Genomic DNA, 15,282 nt, shown 5'->3' on the forward strand with positions numbered 1-15,282 from the left:
TTATAGGATAAAACGACTCAAATCTTCATCCGCCACCAGTTCATCCAGATGACTGCGCACGTAATCCGCATCAATTGTAATGGATTGGCCATTAATTTCACTCGCATCGTAGGAAATATCTTCCATCAGACGCTCCAGCACGGTGTGCAGACGACGCGCGCCGATGTTCTCGGTGCTTTCGTTGACCTGCCACGCGGCTTCGGCGATGCGGCGGATGCCGTCGGCGGTGAACTCGATATTGACGCCTTCGGTGCCCATCAGCGCTTTGTACTGTTCGGTCAGCGACGCGCTCGGCTCGGTCAGGATGCGCTCGAAATCTTCGGTGGTCAGCGCCTGCAGCTCAACGCGGATCGGCAGACGGCCCTGCAGTTCCGGGATCAGATCCGACGGATTGGCGGTCTGGAACGCGCCGGAGGCGATGAACAGGATGTGGTCTGTCTTCACCATACCGTGCTTGGTGGACACGGTGCAGCCTTCCACCAGCGGCAGCAGATCGCGCTGTACGCCTTCGCGGGAAACGTCCGGGCCGGAGCTTTGGCCGCCGCGCTTACAGATTTTGTCGATCTCATCGATAAACACGATGCCGTGCTGCTCAACCGCTTCGATCGCCTGCTCTTTCAGTTCTTCCGGGTTTACCAGCTTGGCGGCTTCTTCTTCCACCAGCAGCTTGAAGGCTTCTTTGATCTTCAGCTTGCGTGGTTTTTGCTTTTGGCCGCCGAGGTTCTGGAACATCGACTGCAGCTGGTTGGTCATCTCTTCCATGCCCGGAGGTGCCATGATTTCCACGCCCATCGGCGCGGCGGCCAGATCGATTTCGATCTCTTTGTCATCCAGTTGGCCTTCGCGCAGTTTCTTGCGGAATGCCTGGCGGGCGGCGGACGGTTCCTGATTTTCTTCCGGCTGGCCCCAGTTGTTCTTGGCCGGCGGGATCAGCACGTCGAGAATGCGCTCTTCGGCCAACTCTTCGGCGCGGGTGCGGTTTTTCTCGATCGACTGCATGCGCACCATTTTGATGGCGGCATCGGTCAGATCGCGGATGATGGAGTCCACTTCTTTGCCCACATAGCCCACTTCGGTGAACTTGGTGGCTTCAACCTTGATGAACGGCGCGTTGGCCAGCTTCGCCAGACGACGGGCGATTTCGGTTTTACCGACGCCGGTCGGGCCGATCATCAGAATGTTTTTCGGGGTCACTTCGTGACGCAGCATCTCGTTGAGCTGCATCCGGCGCCAGCGGTTGCGCAGGGCAATGGCGACAGCGCGTTTGGCCTTGTTTTGGCCAATGATATAGCTGTCCAGTTCGCTGACGATCTCGCGCGGGGTCATTTCAGACATGGTATTCGATCCTTACGCTTTGGAAGGCAATTCTTCAATGGTGTGGAAATGGTTGGTGTAAATACAGATATCGCCGGCGATGTTGAGGGATTTCTCAACGATGTCGCGGGCGCTCAGCTCGGTATTTTCCAACATGGCGCGGGCGGCGGCCTGGGCGTACGGGCCGCCGGAGCCGATGGCGATCAGATCGTTTTCCGGCTGCACCACATCGCCGTTGCCGGTGATGATCAGCGAGGCGGTTTCATCGGCGACCGCCAGCAGCGCTTCGAGCTTGCGCAGCATGCGGTCGGTGCGCCAGTCTTTCGCCAGTTCGACGGCGGCTTTCACCAGGTGGCCCTGATGCATTTCCAGTTTGCGTTCAAACAGTTCAAACAGCGTGAAGGCGTCAGCGGTGCCACCGGCGAAACCGGCGATCACTTTGTCGTTATACAGGCGACGCACTTTCTTGACGTTACCCTTCATCACCGTATTACCCAGGGTTGCCTGGCCATCACCACCGATGACGACCTGGCCGTTGCGGCGTACGCTTACAATTGTTGTCACGAGCAGACCCTCGTTAAAGACGGAAAGAAGTCCCCGCAGCGCCTGCTTTCGCAGACGCTACGAGGCATATTGAGAGTATAGATGGGGGGGGATTGACGCTTTTCAACCCCCAACGGAGAGGGGAATGCAACTCGACATGCCGACGCCCTTCAGGCGTGAAAGGGTTTTATCCGCTGCGGCGCGGCTGCTGTAGGGGCCGAGCACCACGCGATTCCAGCCGCCGCCGGCGGTGATGCGGCTCTCGATGCCTTCGAACGCCAGGCGCGCGCGCACGGATTCAGCCTGATCGGTGGCGCGGAACGAACCGCATTGCACCATCCACTTCTGTTTCGATTCCGGCTTGGTGTCCTGCTTGGCCGTGTCCTGTTTCACTTCCGGTTTCGGCTCCGGCTTCGGTTGCGGCTTCGGCTCAGGCTGTTTCACCTGCACCGGCGGTGAGGTGGCCGGCTTCGGCTGCTGGTGCTGCTGCACCGGCGCGGTGGCGGCCCCGTTGTTGAATGGGTTGCGCGGCGCCTGGGTAACCTGCTGCTGTTGCTGTACCGGTTGCTGCTGCATTTGCTGTTGTTGCATCTGTTGCTGCTGGCGGTTGCTGCGCGCGTTGGCCTGGCCCGGATCGTTATACGGCACTTCGTTCAACTGCGTCGGGCGCTGCTGCATGTCGGCCTGCATTTGTTCCAGCAACTGCCGCTGTTCGGCGGTCAACTGAGTTTTGGAATTGAGCTCGCCGCCGGCCGTCGGTTCGGTCGGGGTTTGCACGCCGATCTGCCGGTTTTCCAGCTCTTTGATGTAGCGCCAACGCTCTTCCGGCTTCGGCGGCAGGCCGTTGCCAGGGCGCGTGGTGTGCGCAGGCAACAACGGCGCGTCTTCCGGCTTGTTGTGCGTAATGAAATAGAGGCCACCGACAAAGACAACCAGCAACGCGGCGGCTAACGCCAGCACGGTTTTGGAAACCTTCGGAGAACTGCGTTTTTTACGGCTGGGGGTTTTACGCTTAGCTCCTGCTGCGCGCCCACGGCTTACATAGTCTTTTTGTGCCACTATTATTCCGCTGTGTCCTGATGAGAGGATAAGTCCGTCATGTTACTGAACCCTAAAATATTTGACTAGCGTTTCGGGGCAGCGGTGCTGCCTCTGATAATCAATTCACTGTCCAATAGCCGGGAGCCGCTGGCCACCGTCTGGCCGTTCAACTGCTCCAACAGCAATAACATCGCCTGTTGGCCTATCTGGAAACGCGGCTGCGCCACCGTGGTCAGCGGCGGATCGCAATACTGCGCCAGCTTGAGGTCGTCAAAGCCGACGATCGACAGATCCTGCGGTACCCGCAGCCCCATTTTCTTCGCCTGGGACAGCACGCCGATCGCCATGACGTCGCTGTGGCAGAACACCGCCGTCGGCGGTTTCGGCTGAGCCATCAGCGCCGTCAGCGCTTGCGCGCCGGCTTCGTAGGTAAAATCACCCCGGGTAATATAGCTGCTTTCGACGGTAATGCCATTACGACGTAGCGCTTGAACGTAACCCTGCAGCCGATAATGGCTCAGCGGCATCTGTTCCGGCCCGGCGACGCAGGCGATCTGCCGGTGGCCCAATTGATGCAAATAATGCACGGCTTCAAAGGCGGCGGTCAGGTTATCGATGTGCACCGTCGGCAGTTCCAGCTCGGGGGCAAACTCGTTGGCCATCACCATCGGCGGCAGGTTGCGCTGCTCTTCCTTGCTGGCGTCAAACGGCAGGTTGGAGCCCAGCAGCAGCATGCCGTCGATCTGTTTGGTGATGATCAGATTGACGAAGGTGCGCTCTTGCTGATTTTGCTGCGCGCAGTCGCCGATCAGCACCAGATAACCTTGTTGGGCCGCGGTCTGTTCGATCCCCTGGATCACATCGGCGAAAAACGGATCGCAGATGTCGGGCACGATCACCAGGATGGTGCGGGATTCGTTGCGTTTGATATTGCGTGACAGAGCATGAGGAGAATAACCCACGGCCAGCACGGCCTGTTCCACTTTCTGGCGCGTTGGCGTTGACACCTTTTCCGGGTTCATCAGCGCACGCGATACGGTAGCCGTTGAAACGCCCGCCATTTCGGCGACGTCTTTCATGGTCGCCATGGATAACTCTTTCTTGTGTTCCAACGCCTTTCTCCTTGCGTCAGCCCCATGCCGACGCCACTACTGCTGTTTGCTCACAATGTCCGGCATGCGGTGGCGGGATTGTTGTCATTGAGCGCCACTCGCGTTCGGGCACTCCGTCGCGCTGCGATGTGGCGACAAAATTTGCCCTCGCAGACATTCTAAACAGAATACGCCCCGCCTTTGTTACCTAATTTGCATAAAAAATGTGACCTGAGAAGGTTTTTTAGCGTTCGCTCGCAATTTCAAGGGTAAACGTTTGCACTGCGGCAGCTAAATCGGACTTTTCCGGGATCAGCTGTCGATCGGATCGACATCCAGCGTCCATTTCACCTTGCGCGTTTGCGGCAGGGTGCCGATCAGCGGCAGCGAGCTTTTCATCAGCTGTTGCAGGACGCGCCGCGTCGGGTGCTGCAGCAGCAGCTGCCAGCGGAAACGGCCGCCGCGTTTTGATTGCAGCGCCGGCACCGGGCCCATCACCCACAGCGAGTCGTCCTTCAGCGGGCTGGCTTCCAACAGATTGCGCAGCTGCTGCAAGAACAACGGGGCCTGCTGGTTGTCGTGATCTTCGGCGCGCACGATGATGTGGCTGGTGTAAGGCGGCAGAAACACGCTGTTGCGCTCCGCCAGCGTCTGTTTGGCGAAGGCGTCGTAACCCTGTTGCAGCAGCACCTGCAGCAGCGGGTGCTCCGGATGGTGGGTTTGCAGCAGCACTTCACCCTGTTTGCCCGCTCGGCCCGCCCGGCCGGAGACCTGGGTATACAGCTGAGCGAAACGCTCGGCGGAGCGGAAGTCGGCGGAGAACAACGCGCCGTCCACGTCCAGCAACGCCACCAGCGTGACGTCGGGAAAATGGTGGCCTTTGGCGAGCATCTGCGTGCCGATCAGAATGCGCGCTTCGCCGCGATGAATATCCGCCAGGTGTTGCTCCAGCGCCCCTTTGCGGCTGGTGGTATCGCGATCGATGCGGGTGATCGGCGTGTCGGGGAACAGCGGCGCCAGCTCCTGTTCCAGCTGTTCGGTGCCGACGCCGACCGATACCAGGTGGGTGGAGCCGCACTGCGGGCACTGGTGCGGCACCGGTCGCTGGCTGTCGCAGTGGTGGCAGCGCAGCTGGCGCTGATGCTGGTGGAAGGTGTAGTAGTGATCGCAGCGCTGGCACTCGGCGATCCAACCGCACTCGTGGCACAGCAGCGCCGGAGCGTAACCGCGGCGGTTGAGGAACAGCATCACCTGGTTGCCGGCTTTTAAATGGTGCTGCATGCTTTTCAAAAGCGGTTGCGACAGGCCGACCTTCAGCGGCAGCCCTTTCAGATCGATCAGGTGCTGCGCCGCCGGTTTGGCGTTGCCTGCGCGCTGGGTGAGCTTCAACTGGCGATATTTGCCCAGTTGCACGTTGTGCAGCGTTTCCAGTGCCGGCGTGGCGGAGCCCATCACCATCGGGATGTCTTCTTCCCGGGCGCGGAACACCGCCAGATCGCGGGCATGGTAGCGCCAGCCTTCCTGCTGTTTATAAGAACTATCGTGCTCTTCGTCGATGATGATTACGCCCAACTGCCGGAACGGCGTGAACAGCGCCGAGCGGGTGCCGATGACGATGGCGGCTTCGCCGCTGCGCGCGCGCAGCCAAACCGCCAGCCGTTCGCTGTCGTTCAGCCCGGAGTGCAGCACGTCCACCGGCGCGTTGAAGCGCTCGCGAAAGCGGGCGATGGTTTGCGGCGTCAGGCCGATTTCCGGCACCAGCACCAGCGCCTGCCGGCCTTTGGCCAACACGTTCTCCAGCACGCTGAGATACACCTCGGTCTTGCCGGAGCCGGTGACCCCGGCCAGCAGCCAGGCGGCAAACTGCTCATCCTCGCTTCTGATCGCCCCGACGGCGGTGGCCTGTTCGGTATTCAGTCGCAGCCGCTCGCCCAGCACCGCGAAGTTGGGGCGCCAGTCCTGCGTGGCCGCGACCTGAGCGCGCAGGTCGATCAGCCCTTTGGCGCGCAGCGCCTGCAGAGCGCTTTCCGTCAGCTCAAGCTGGCTGACCTGATGGCGATAGACCGGGCGTTGCAGCAGCGCCGCCAGCGCCTGCTGCTGTTTCGGCGCGCGTTTCAGGCTTTCGGGCGGGGTGGCGCGCCCCTCTTCGGTGGCGAACCACTGCCACAGCGGCGCGGCCTCGGCCGGTTTGCCTTGGCGCAGCAGGATCGGCAGCGCATGGAACAGCACTTCACCGATGGGATAGTGATAGTAATCGCTGGCCCAGCGCAGGATGCGCCACAGGCTGGGAGAGAACAGCGACTCGGTGTCGATCACGCTGTCGATCGGCTTGAGCTTGTCCAGCGGCAGTTCGCTGGTGTCGCTGCAGCCGGTGACGATGCCGATTGCATGCTGCCTGCCCCAGGGCACGCCCACGCGCGCGCCGGCCACCGGCTGCATGCCGGGCGGCAGCAGATAGTCGAAGGTGCGGGCGAGGGGGACCGGCAAAGCAACGTGTACGACGGGCATGATCTCATCCAAATTGAAAAAAAGTGGGCATCAGTTTACACGGCGCATCGGCAAATGTACGGTTCCGATTGCGCGCCCCGACTAATGCTGTATAATTTGCCGCCTTTGGTATAATTCGATACCAAAATTCTATTATCAACCACGTGTGGTGTCTGGCGAAACAGGGCTGGATAGCGACACGGCCTTAACTGAGGTTTCCCATGAAACAAGGTATCCACCCAAAATACGAAGAAGTTACTGCTAACTGCTCTTGCGGTAACGTGATGAAGATCCGCTCCACCGTGGGCCACGATCTGAACCTGGACGTTTGTGGCGCATGCCACCCGTTCTACACTGGCAAGCAGCGTGACGTTGCTACCGGTGGCCGCGTTGACCGCTTCAACAAGCGTTTCAGCGTACCAGGCGCTAAGAAATAAGATTTCTTATCGACCGATGAAAAAGGCGCCCTGGGCGCCTTTTTTCTTTTCTGCCGCCGGCGTTCGCCGGGCGGTTCTCAATATTCCCAGGTATCGGGATCGACACCCAGTTCGCGCATCAACGCTTTTGCGGCTTCCGGGATTTCATCGCTGCGCTCTTTGCGCAGGTCTTCATCGTTCGGCAGCGGCTGGCCGGTAAAGGCATGCAGAAACGCTTCGCACAGAAGTTCGCTGTTGGTGGCGTGGCGCAGGTTGTTCACCTGGCGACGGGTCCGTTCGTCGGTGAGGATTTTCAGGACCTTCAGCGGAATGGATACCGTGATCTTTTTGACTTGCTCGCTTTTTTTACCGTGTTCAGCGTAAGGGCTGACATACTCGCCGTTCCACTCAGCCATGGGACACCTTAACTTTGTCAGAAAAATTACAAAATTCTAAAAACCGGCCAATTATGCCCGATCTTCACTGTTCTCACTAAATAAATGTCAATTTTACGCGACCAGGGTCACTGAATGCCCCGCTTCGGCCAGGCATTGCCGCTTAACATCTTATCGTCATGTCATATCGGCATAATTTTAGCGGGTATTGTGTCATTGCTCAATCTATACGCAAAGAAGTTTAGATGTCCAGATGTATTGACGTCTATCAATCCTGCGATTACTCTTTAGGCCTCATCCACCGAACCGAGAGCCGAGCGAGCCCATGACGCGTAAACCAGCCACGATTGCCGTACGCAGCGGCCTGAACGACGACGAACAGTACGGCTGCGTTGTCCCGCCGATTCATCTTTCCAGCACCTATAACTTTACCGACTTCAACCAACCCCGAGCCCATGACTACTCGCGACGCGGCAACCCGACGCGCGACGTGGTGCAGCGCGCGTTGGCTGAGCTGGAAGGCGGCGCCGGCGCGGTGATGACCGGCAGCGGGATGTCGGCGATCCATCTGGTGACCACCGTGTTGTTGAAGCCCGGCGATCTGCTGGTGGCGCCGCACGACTGCTACGGCGGCAGCTATCGGCTGTTCGACAGCCTGAGCAAGCGCGGCGCCTATCGCGTGCTGTTCGTCGATCAGGGTAATGAAGAAGCCCTGCAGCAGGCGCTGGCGCAAAAGCCGAAGCTGGTGCTGATAGAAAGCCCCAGCAATCCGCTGCTGCGGGTGGTGGACATCGCGGCGATCTGCGCTGCCGCGCATGCGGCGGGCGCGTTGACGGTGGTGGACAACACCTTCCTCAGCCCGGCCCTGCAACAGCCGATCGAACTCGGTGCCGATCTGGTGGTCCATTCTTGCACCAAATACCTGAACGGGCATTCGGACGTGGTAGCCGGGGCGGTGATTGCCAAAGATCCCGAGCTGGCGGTCGAGCTGGCCTGGTGGGCGAACAACATTGGCGTGACCGGCGGCGCGTTCGACAGTTATCTGTTGCTGCGCGGCATGCGCACGCTGTCGCCGCGCATCAAGGCGGCGCAACAAAATGCTGAAGCGATTGTTGACTATTTACAGCAGCAACCGCTGGTGAAAAAGCTGTATCATCCCTCCCTGCCGGAGAATCCGGGGCATGAGATCGCCCGCCGTCAGCAGCGCGGTTTCGGCGCGATGCTGAGTTTTGAACTGGACGGCGATGAAGCGGTGCTGCGCCGTTTTCTCTCTGCCCTTGAGCTGTTTACTCTGGCAGAATCGTTGGGCGGCGTAGAAAGCCTGATCTCGCATGCAGCGACCATGACTCACGCCGGCATGGCGGCGGAGGCGCGGGCAGCGGCCGGCATCTCCGAGAGCCTGCTGCGCATTTCCGTGGGTATTGAAGACAGTGAAGATTTGATTGCCGATCTGGAACGCGCTTTCCAGGCGGCGGCAACGAGGTAAGCATGAATGCAATTGCTGTAGCAGGGCCGGTGAGCGGGCGTCAACTGCACAAGTTTGGCGGCAGCAGTCTGGCGGATGTGAAGTGTTATCTGCGTGTGGCCGGGATTATGGCGGAATACAGCCAGCCGGGCGACATGATGGTGGTATCGGCCGCCGGCAGTACCACCAACCAGTTGATCAACTGGCTGAAGCTCAGCCAGAGCGATCGCCTGTCTGCGCACCAGGTGCAGCAGACGTTGCGTCGCTATCACAGCGATCTTATCAGCGGCCTGTTGCCGCCGGAAAGCGCCGAGCCGCTGATCGCCGAGTTCATTCAGGATCTGGAACGTCTGGCGGCGCTGCTGGACGGCAACGTCGACGACGTGTGCTATGCCGAAGTGGTCGGGCACGGCGAGATCTGGTCGGCGCGCCTGATGGCGGCGGTGCTCAACCACCTGGATATGCAGGCGGCCTGGCTGGACGCGCGTGATTTCCTGCGCGCCGAGCGCGCCGCGCAGCCGCAGGTGGATGAAGGCCGTTCTTACCCATTGCTGCAGCAATTGTTGGCCCAACATCCGGGCAAACGCCTGGTGGTGACCGGGTTCATTTCGCGCAATGACGCTGGGGAAACCGTGTTGTTGGGGCGTAACGGCAGCGACTACTCCGCCACTCAGGTCGGCGCGTTGGCCGGCGCTGCGCGCGTCACCATCTGGAGCGACGTGGCCGGGGTATACAGCGCCGATCCGCGCAAGGTGAAAGACGCCTGCTTGCTGCCGCTGCTGCGTCTGGACGAAGCCAGCGAGCTGGCGCGCCTGGCGGCGCCGGTATTGCACACCCGTACCCTGCAGCCGGTCTCCGGCAGCGATATCGATCTTCAGCTGCGCTGCAGCTATCAGCCGGAGCAGGGCTCGACGCGCATCGAGCGCGTATTGGCTTCCGGCACCGGCGCCAAGATTGTCACCAGCCACGACGATGTGTGCCTGATTGAACTGCACGTCGCCGCTCAACATGACTTCAAACTGGCGCAGAAAGAGTTGGATCTGGTGCTCAAGCGCGCGCAGATAAAACCGCTGGCGGTGGGCATCCACCCTGACCGCAATCGGGTGCAGCTGTGTTACACCTCCGAGGTGGTCAACAGCGCGCTGGCGACGCTGCAGGCCGCGGCGCTGCCAGGCGAGCTGCGCCTGCGTGAAGGGTTGGCGCTGGTGGCGATGGTCGGCGCCGGGGTGTGCAAGAACCCGCTGCACAGCCACCGTTTCTATCAGCAGTTGAAAGATCAGCCGGTCGAGTTCATCTGGCAGGCGGAAGATGGCATCAGCCTGGTGGCGGTATTGCGCCAGGGGCCGACCGCGCTGCTGATCCAGGGGCTGCACCAAAGCCTGTTCCGCGCCGAGAAGCGCATCGGTCTGGTGCTGTTCGGCAAGGGCAATATCGGCTCGCGCTGGCTGGAGCTGTTCGCCCGTGAGCAGACCAATATCTCCGCGCGCAGCGGCTTCGAATTTATCCTGGCGGGGGTGGTGGACAGCCGCCGCAGCCTGCTGAACTATGACGGGCTGGACGCCAGCCGCGCGCTGGCATTCTTTGAGGACGAAGCGCAGGAGCTGGATGAAGAATCGCTGTTCCTGTGGATGCGTGCGCACCCGTTCGACGATCTGGTGGTGCTTGACGTGACCGCCAGCGAAGAGCTGGCCGGGCAGTATCTGGATTTCGCCAGCTACGGTTTCCACGTGATCAGCGCCAACAAGTTGGCGGGGGCCTCGTGCAGCGACAGCTATCGCCAAATTCGCGACGCCTTCGCCAAAACCGGACGCCACTGGCTGTATAACGCCACCGTCGGCGCCGGCCTGCCGGTCAACCACACGGTGCGCGATCTGCGCGACAGCGGCGACAGCATTCTGGCGATCAGCGGCATCTTCTCCGGCACGCTCTCCTGGCTGTTCCTGCAGTATGACGGCACGGTGCCGTTCACCGAGCTGGTGGATCAGGCCTGGCAGCAGGGGCTGACCGAACCGGATCCGCGGGTCGATCTCTCCGGCCAGGACGTGATGCGCAAGCTGGTGATCCTGGCGCGTGAGGCGGGCTACGACATCGAACCGAACCAGGTGCGGGTCGAGTCACTGGTGCCGGCGGGCTGCGAACTGGGCTCCGTCGATCAGTTCTTCGAGAACGGCGAGGCGCTGAATCAGCAGATGCAACAGCGCTTTGAGGCCGCCAGCGAAATGGGCCTGGTGCTGCGTCACGTGGCGCGTTTCGACGCCAACGGCAAGGCGCGGGTCGGCGTGGAGGCAGTGCGCCCTGAGCATCCTCTGGCCTCGCTGCTGCCGTGCGACAACGTGTTCGCCATCGAGAGCCGCTGGTATCGCGATAATCCGCTGGTGATCCGCGGGCCGGGCGCCGGCCGCGATGTGACCGCCGGCGCGATCCAGTCAGACCTTAACCGATTGGCGCAGCTGCTTTAATCCTCTGCGGGCGCGGGTTCACCGCGCCCCTTTGCTTTTCCTGCCATACTTATCCCTGCCGCTGTCATGAAATTTCCTCTTTGAGCGGGTGAGGATTAATCATCTTATTCCCCTCATTTTCCTGTTGACTCTTTAGCCAACATGCGGCATTTTCTATCTAGACGTCTAAACGTATAGACGCTCATCAAGATGAAATAAAAACAGTGATCGAGAAGAGGTGAGCAGGGTATGAGTTTTTTCCACGCAAACCAGCGGGAAGCGCTGAATCAGAGTCTGGCGGAGTTGAACGGCCAGATTAACGTATCATTCGAGTTCTTCCCGCCACGCACCAGCGAGATGGAAGAGACCCTGTGGCAGTCGATCGATCGTCTGAGCATCCTCAAGCCTAAATTCGTTTCCGTCACCTACGGCGCCAACTCCGGCGAGCGCGATCGCACCCACAGCATCATCAAAGGGATCAAGGAACGCACCGGCCTGGAGGCGGCGCCGCACCTGACCTGCATCGATGCCAGCCCGGCGCAGCTGCGCGACATCGCGACCGATTACTGGAACAGCGGCATCCGCCATATCGTGGCGCTGCGCGGCGATCTGCCGCCGGGCGGCGGCAAGCCGGACATGTACGCGACCGATCTGGTGGCGCTGCTGAAAGACGTGGGCGACTTCGACATTTCCGTCGCCGCCTACCCGGAAGTGCACCCGGAGGCGAAGAGCGCCCAGGCCGATTTGATTAACCTGAAACGCAAGATCGACGCCGGCGCCAGTCGCGCCATCACTCAGTTCTTCTTCGACGTTGAGAGCTACCTGCGCTTTCGCGACCGCTGCGTCACCGCCGGTATCGACGTGGAAATCGTGCCGGGCATTCTGCCGGTGTCCAACTTCAAGCAGCTGCAGCGCTTCGCCACCATGACCAACGTGCGGGTGCCGAGCTGGATGACCAGCATGTTCGAAGGGCTGGACGACGATGCGGAGACCCGCAAAATGGTCGGCGCCAACATCGCCATGGACATGGTGAAGATCCTCAGCCGCGAAGGGGTGAAAGATTTCCACTTCTATACCCTGAACCGCGCCGAGATGAGCTACGCCATCTGCCACACGCTGGGCGTGCGCCCGGTGGCCGCCGCCTGACGGGCTTGTTCCATTGAAAAAGGGTGCCGCTTTACCGCGGCGCCCTTTTTTTGTGGGGGAAGGCATAAAAAACGGCCCCGATAAACGGGGCCGCGATGAGGCTCACTAGCCGGTGTTGCGCATCCCGGCGGCGACGCCGGCGATGGTGACCATCAGCGCCTGCTCCACGCGGGCGTCCGGCTGCTCCTGCTGACGCGAACGGTGCAGCAGCTCGGCCTGCAAGACGTTCAGCGGGTCGGTATAGACGTTGCGCAGCGCGATGGATTCGGCGATCCACGGCAGGTCTTCCATCAGGTGCGCATCGTTGGCGATGGTCAGCACTACCTTGATGTCGCTTTCCAGCTGATCGCGCAGCTGTTGGCCCAGCGGCCACAGCGATTTATCCACCAGGCGCTGATCGTAGTATTCCGCCAGCCACAGGTCGGCCTTGGCGAACACCATTTCCAGCATGGCGATACGGGTGGAGAAGAATGGCCAGTCGCGGCACATCGCCTCCAGCTCCGCCTGTTTGCCGGCTTTCACCGCTTCCTGCAATCCGGCGCCGGCGCCGAGCCAGGCCGGCAGCATCAGGCGGTTCTGCGTCCAGGCGAAAATCCACGGAATGGCGCGCAGGCTCTCCACGCCGCCGTTCGGCTTGCGCTTGGCCGGGCGTGAGCCCAGCGGCAGTTTGCCCAGCTCCAGCTCCGGCGTGGCCGCGCGGAAGTAAGGCACGAAGTCCGGGTTTTCACGCACGTAGCCGCGATACATCCGGCAGGAGGTCTCGGACAGGTCGTCCATCAGCGCCCGCCATTCTTTCTTCGGTTCCGGCGGCGGCAGCAGGTTGGCCTCGAGGATCGCGCCGGCATACAGCGCCAGGCTGCTGATGGTGACTTCCGGCAGGCCGAACTTGAAGCGGATCATCTCGCCCTGTTCGGTGACGCGCAGGCCGCCCTTCAGGCTGCCCGGCGGCTGCGACAGCAGCGCCGCATGCGCCGGAGCGCCGCCGCGGCCGATGGAACCGCCGCGGCCGTGGAACAGCGTCAGCGCCACGCCGGCCTTTTCACAGGTTTTGATCAGCGCGTCCTGCGCGCGGTACTGCGCCCAGGAAGCGGCCATCACGCCGGCGTCTTTCGCCGAGTCGGAATAGCCGATCATCACCATCTGTTTGCCCTGGATGAAGCCGCGATACCAGTCGATGTTCAGCAACTGGGTCATCACGTCGTCGGCGTTGTTCAGGTCGTCGAGGGTTTCGAACAGCGGGGCGACCGGCAGCGCGAACGGGCAGCCGGCCTCTTTCAGCAGCAGGTGCACCGCCAGCACGTCGGAAGGCGTGCGCGCCATCGAAATCACATAGGCGGCGATCGAGCCCTGCGGCGCTTCGGCGATCACCCGGCAGGTTTCCAGCACTTCCTGCGTGTCGGCGCTCGGTTGCCATTTCAGCGGCACCAGCGGGCGTTTGGAGTTCAGCTCGCGGATCAGGAACGCCTGTTTATCGGCTTCCGACCAGCTTTCATAGTCGCCCAGCCCCAGATAGCGGGTCAGCTCGGCGATGGCTTCGGTATGGCGGGTGCTCTCCTGACGCACGTCGATGCGCACCAGCGGCACGCCGAAGCAGCGCACGCGGCGCAGGGTATCCAGCAGTTGACCGTTGGCGATGATGCCCATGCCGCAGGCCTGCAGCGACTGGTAGCAGGCATACAGCGGCTCCCACAGCTGCTCGTTGTTCACCAGCAGGTCGTGCGGTTTCAGCACGCGCTCGCCCTTCAGGCGGCCTTCAAGATAAGCCTGGGAACTCATCAGCTGGCTGCGCAGCTGCTTCATGATTTCGCGGTACGGCTCCTGCACCTCATCGCCGCCGGCGCGGGCGCGCAGCTCCGGGGTGCATTCGGTCATCGACAGCTCAGAGACCAGCACCTGGATATCGCGGGTGAACAGGTCGCAGGCTTTCCAGCGGCTGAGCAGCAGCACATGGCGGGTAATTTCGGCGGTCACGTTCGGGTTGCCGTCGCGATCGCCGCCCATCCAGGAGGTAAAGCGCACCGGCACCGCTTCCACCGGCAGGCTGTAATCGATGGAGTTTTCCAGCTGTTCGTTGAATTCGCGCAGGAACGCCGGCACGCCTTCCCACAGGCTGTTTTCCACCACCGCAAAGCCCCATTTGGCTTCGTCGATCGGGGAAGGGCGGTGTTTGCGAATTTCATCGGTGTGCCACGACTGGGCCACCAGCTGACGCAGGCGGCGCATGATCTTGTTGCGCTCGTAGTCGGCCAGATCGTTGTGATCGAGCTGGCTGAGGCAGGTGTTGACCTCCACCAGCTTGTGGATCAAGGTGCGGCGGGTGATCTCCGTCGGGTGAGCCGTCAGCACCAGCTCGATGGAGAGTTGCGATACCGCGTGCTGCAGCTCTTTGTCGCTGAGCTTTTTGTCTTTGAGACGGCTGAACAGTTGAGCCAGCGCTTCCGGGTTGCTGGCGGCCTCGCCGTTGGGCGAAATGCTGTGGTACTGCTCGGCGACGTTGGTCAGGTTGAGGAACTGGCTGAAGGCGCGCGCCACCGGCAGCAGCTCGTCGTTGGACAAGTTCTGCAGGGTGGAGAGCAGCTCCTGGCGATGCGCTTCGTTGCCGGCGCGTGAGGATTTGGAAAGCTTACGGATGGTCTCAACGCGATCGAGAATATGCTCACCCAGCGCTTCTTTGATGGTATCGCCGAGCAATTTGCCGAGCATACTGACATTACTGCGCATTGCCGAATATTGTTCGTTCATATAACCCCTGACCCAGTTCTGTATGATTTTTATCTTGTAAATAAATTTCACGCGTCAGGCGCAGACCGCCTGCCTGATCACATCGCGTTCCTGTCCAATCGTCAATTGACACTATTTTTAGCAAAAAAACATCAAAATCGGCGCATTTTCTGAAATTTAATTACGGCGCGTCGGTTATCAGCACGGCTTATTTCGCCGTTTTCT

At 61.0% G+C, this 15,282-nt stretch carries 11 protein-coding genes; 4 read left to right on the forward strand and 7 right to left on the reverse strand.

Translation table 11 applies throughout. From position 1 onward, the window contains the following. The 5 genes from hslU to priA form a co-directional block, all read right to left on the reverse strand. The gene (hslU, locus tag ACTJJ6_RS20620; protein WP_004931086.1) at positions 1-1,335 is read right to left on the reverse strand and encodes an HslU--HslV peptidase ATPase subunit; all 1,335 of its coding nucleotides are present in this window, start codon (positions 1,333-1,335) and stop codon (positions 1-3) included. A gap of 12 nt (positions 1,336-1,347) precedes the next feature. Continuing rightward, positions 1,348-1,878: an ATP-dependent protease subunit HslV gene (hslV, locus tag ACTJJ6_RS20625; protein WP_004931085.1), complete on the reverse strand. Its 531-nt coding sequence runs from the start codon at positions 1,876-1,878 to the stop codon at positions 1,348-1,350. Positions 1,879-1,980: 102 nt separating this feature from the next. Next, on the reverse strand, positions 1,981-2,916 hold the full coding sequence (gene ftsN / locus ACTJJ6_RS20630; protein ID WP_079450587.1) for a cell division protein FtsN: 936 nt from the start codon (positions 2,914-2,916) through the stop codon (positions 1,981-1,983). Between the two features lie 65 nt (positions 2,917-2,981). Continuing rightward, positions 2,982-4,010, reverse strand: coding sequence for a DNA-binding transcriptional regulator CytR (gene cytR, locus ACTJJ6_RS20635; protein WP_004931082.1), 1,029 nt, complete (start codon positions 4,008-4,010; stop codon positions 2,982-2,984). Between the two features lie 291 nt (positions 4,011-4,301). Further along, on the reverse strand, positions 4,302-6,497 hold the full coding sequence (gene priA / locus ACTJJ6_RS20640) for a primosomal protein N' (RefSeq protein WP_004931080.1): 2,196 nt from the start codon (positions 6,495-6,497) through the stop codon (positions 4,302-4,304). A 200-nt stretch (positions 6,498-6,697) separates the two neighbouring features. Between priA and rpmE the strand changes: the two genes are divergently transcribed. After that, on the forward strand, positions 6,698-6,913 hold the full coding sequence (gene rpmE, locus ACTJJ6_RS20645) for a 50S ribosomal protein L31 (RefSeq protein ID WP_004931078.1): 216 nt from the start codon (positions 6,698-6,700) through the stop codon (positions 6,911-6,913). A 77-nt stretch (positions 6,914-6,990) separates the two neighbouring features. Here the strand turns inward: rpmE and metJ are convergent, their stop codons facing one another. After that, entirely contained in the window at positions 6,991-7,308 is a 318-nt protein-coding gene (metJ, locus tag ACTJJ6_RS20650; RefSeq protein WP_004931076.1) for a met regulon transcriptional regulator MetJ, read from the reverse strand. A gap of 304 nt (positions 7,309-7,612) precedes the next feature. Here metJ and metB point away from each other — a divergent pair, with 304 nt between their 5' ends. The 3 genes from metB to metF all read left to right on the forward strand — a co-directional run bounded on the left by metB (position 7,613) and on the right by metF (position 12,336). Next, positions 7,613-8,773, forward strand: a complete 1,161-nt coding sequence (gene metB / locus ACTJJ6_RS20655) for a cystathionine gamma-synthase (RefSeq protein WP_015379413.1) — start codon at positions 7,613-7,615, stop codon at positions 8,771-8,773. Positions 8,774-8,775: 2 nt separating this feature from the next. Then, a complete protein-coding gene (locus tag ACTJJ6_RS20660; protein ID WP_350024368.1) occupies positions 8,776-11,211 on the forward strand; it encodes a bifunctional aspartate kinase/homoserine dehydrogenase II in 2,436 nt (811 codons plus the stop codon). Between the two features lie 228 nt (positions 11,212-11,439). Then, the gene (gene metF, locus ACTJJ6_RS20665; protein WP_043140967.1) at positions 11,440-12,336 is read left to right on the forward strand and encodes a methylenetetrahydrofolate reductase; all 897 of its coding nucleotides are present in this window, start codon (positions 11,440-11,442) and stop codon (positions 12,334-12,336) included. 105 nt (positions 12,337-12,441) lie between these two features. On the opposite strand, the gene ppc is transcribed toward metF, so the two are convergent. Further along, a complete protein-coding gene (ppc, locus tag ACTJJ6_RS20670; RefSeq protein ID WP_004931070.1) occupies positions 12,442-15,078 on the reverse strand; it encodes a phosphoenolpyruvate carboxylase in 2,637 nt (878 codons plus the stop codon). Between the last annotated feature and the right edge of the window lie 204 nt (positions 15,079-15,282).

The organism is Serratia sp. 22278 (assembly GCF_052045405.1).
GTDB lineage: Bacteria > Pseudomonadota > Gammaproteobacteria > Enterobacterales > Enterobacteriaceae > Serratia > Serratia marcescens.

Excerpts from the sequence above, each read along its gene's own strand:
- rpmE (WP_004931078.1), top strand. The coding sequence starts at position 6,698 with ATGAAACAAGGTATCCACCCAAAATACGAAGAAGTTACTGCTAACTGC.
- ppc (WP_004931070.1), bottom strand. The coding sequence starts at position 15,078 with ATGAACGAACAATATTCGGCAATGCGCAGTAATGTCAGTATGCTCGGC.
- priA (WP_004931080.1), bottom strand. The coding sequence starts at position 6,497 with ATGCCCGTCGTACACGTTGCTTTGCCGGTCCCCCTCGCCCGCACCTTC.
- ACTJJ6_RS20660 (WP_350024368.1), top strand. The coding sequence starts at position 8,776 with ATGAATGCAATTGCTGTAGCAGGGCCGGTGAGCGGGCGTCAACTGCAC.
- metF (WP_043140967.1), top strand. The coding sequence starts at position 11,440 with ATGAGTTTTTTCCACGCAAACCAGCGGGAAGCGCTGAATCAGAGTCTG.
- metJ (WP_004931076.1), bottom strand. The coding sequence starts at position 7,308 with ATGGCTGAGTGGAACGGCGAGTATGTCAGCCCTTACGCTGAACACGGT.
- metB (WP_015379413.1), top strand. The coding sequence starts at position 7,613 with ATGACGCGTAAACCAGCCACGATTGCCGTACGCAGCGGCCTGAACGAC.
- hslU (WP_004931086.1), bottom strand. The coding sequence starts at position 1,335 with ATGTCTGAAATGACCCCGCGCGAGATCGTCAGCGAACTGGACAGCTAT.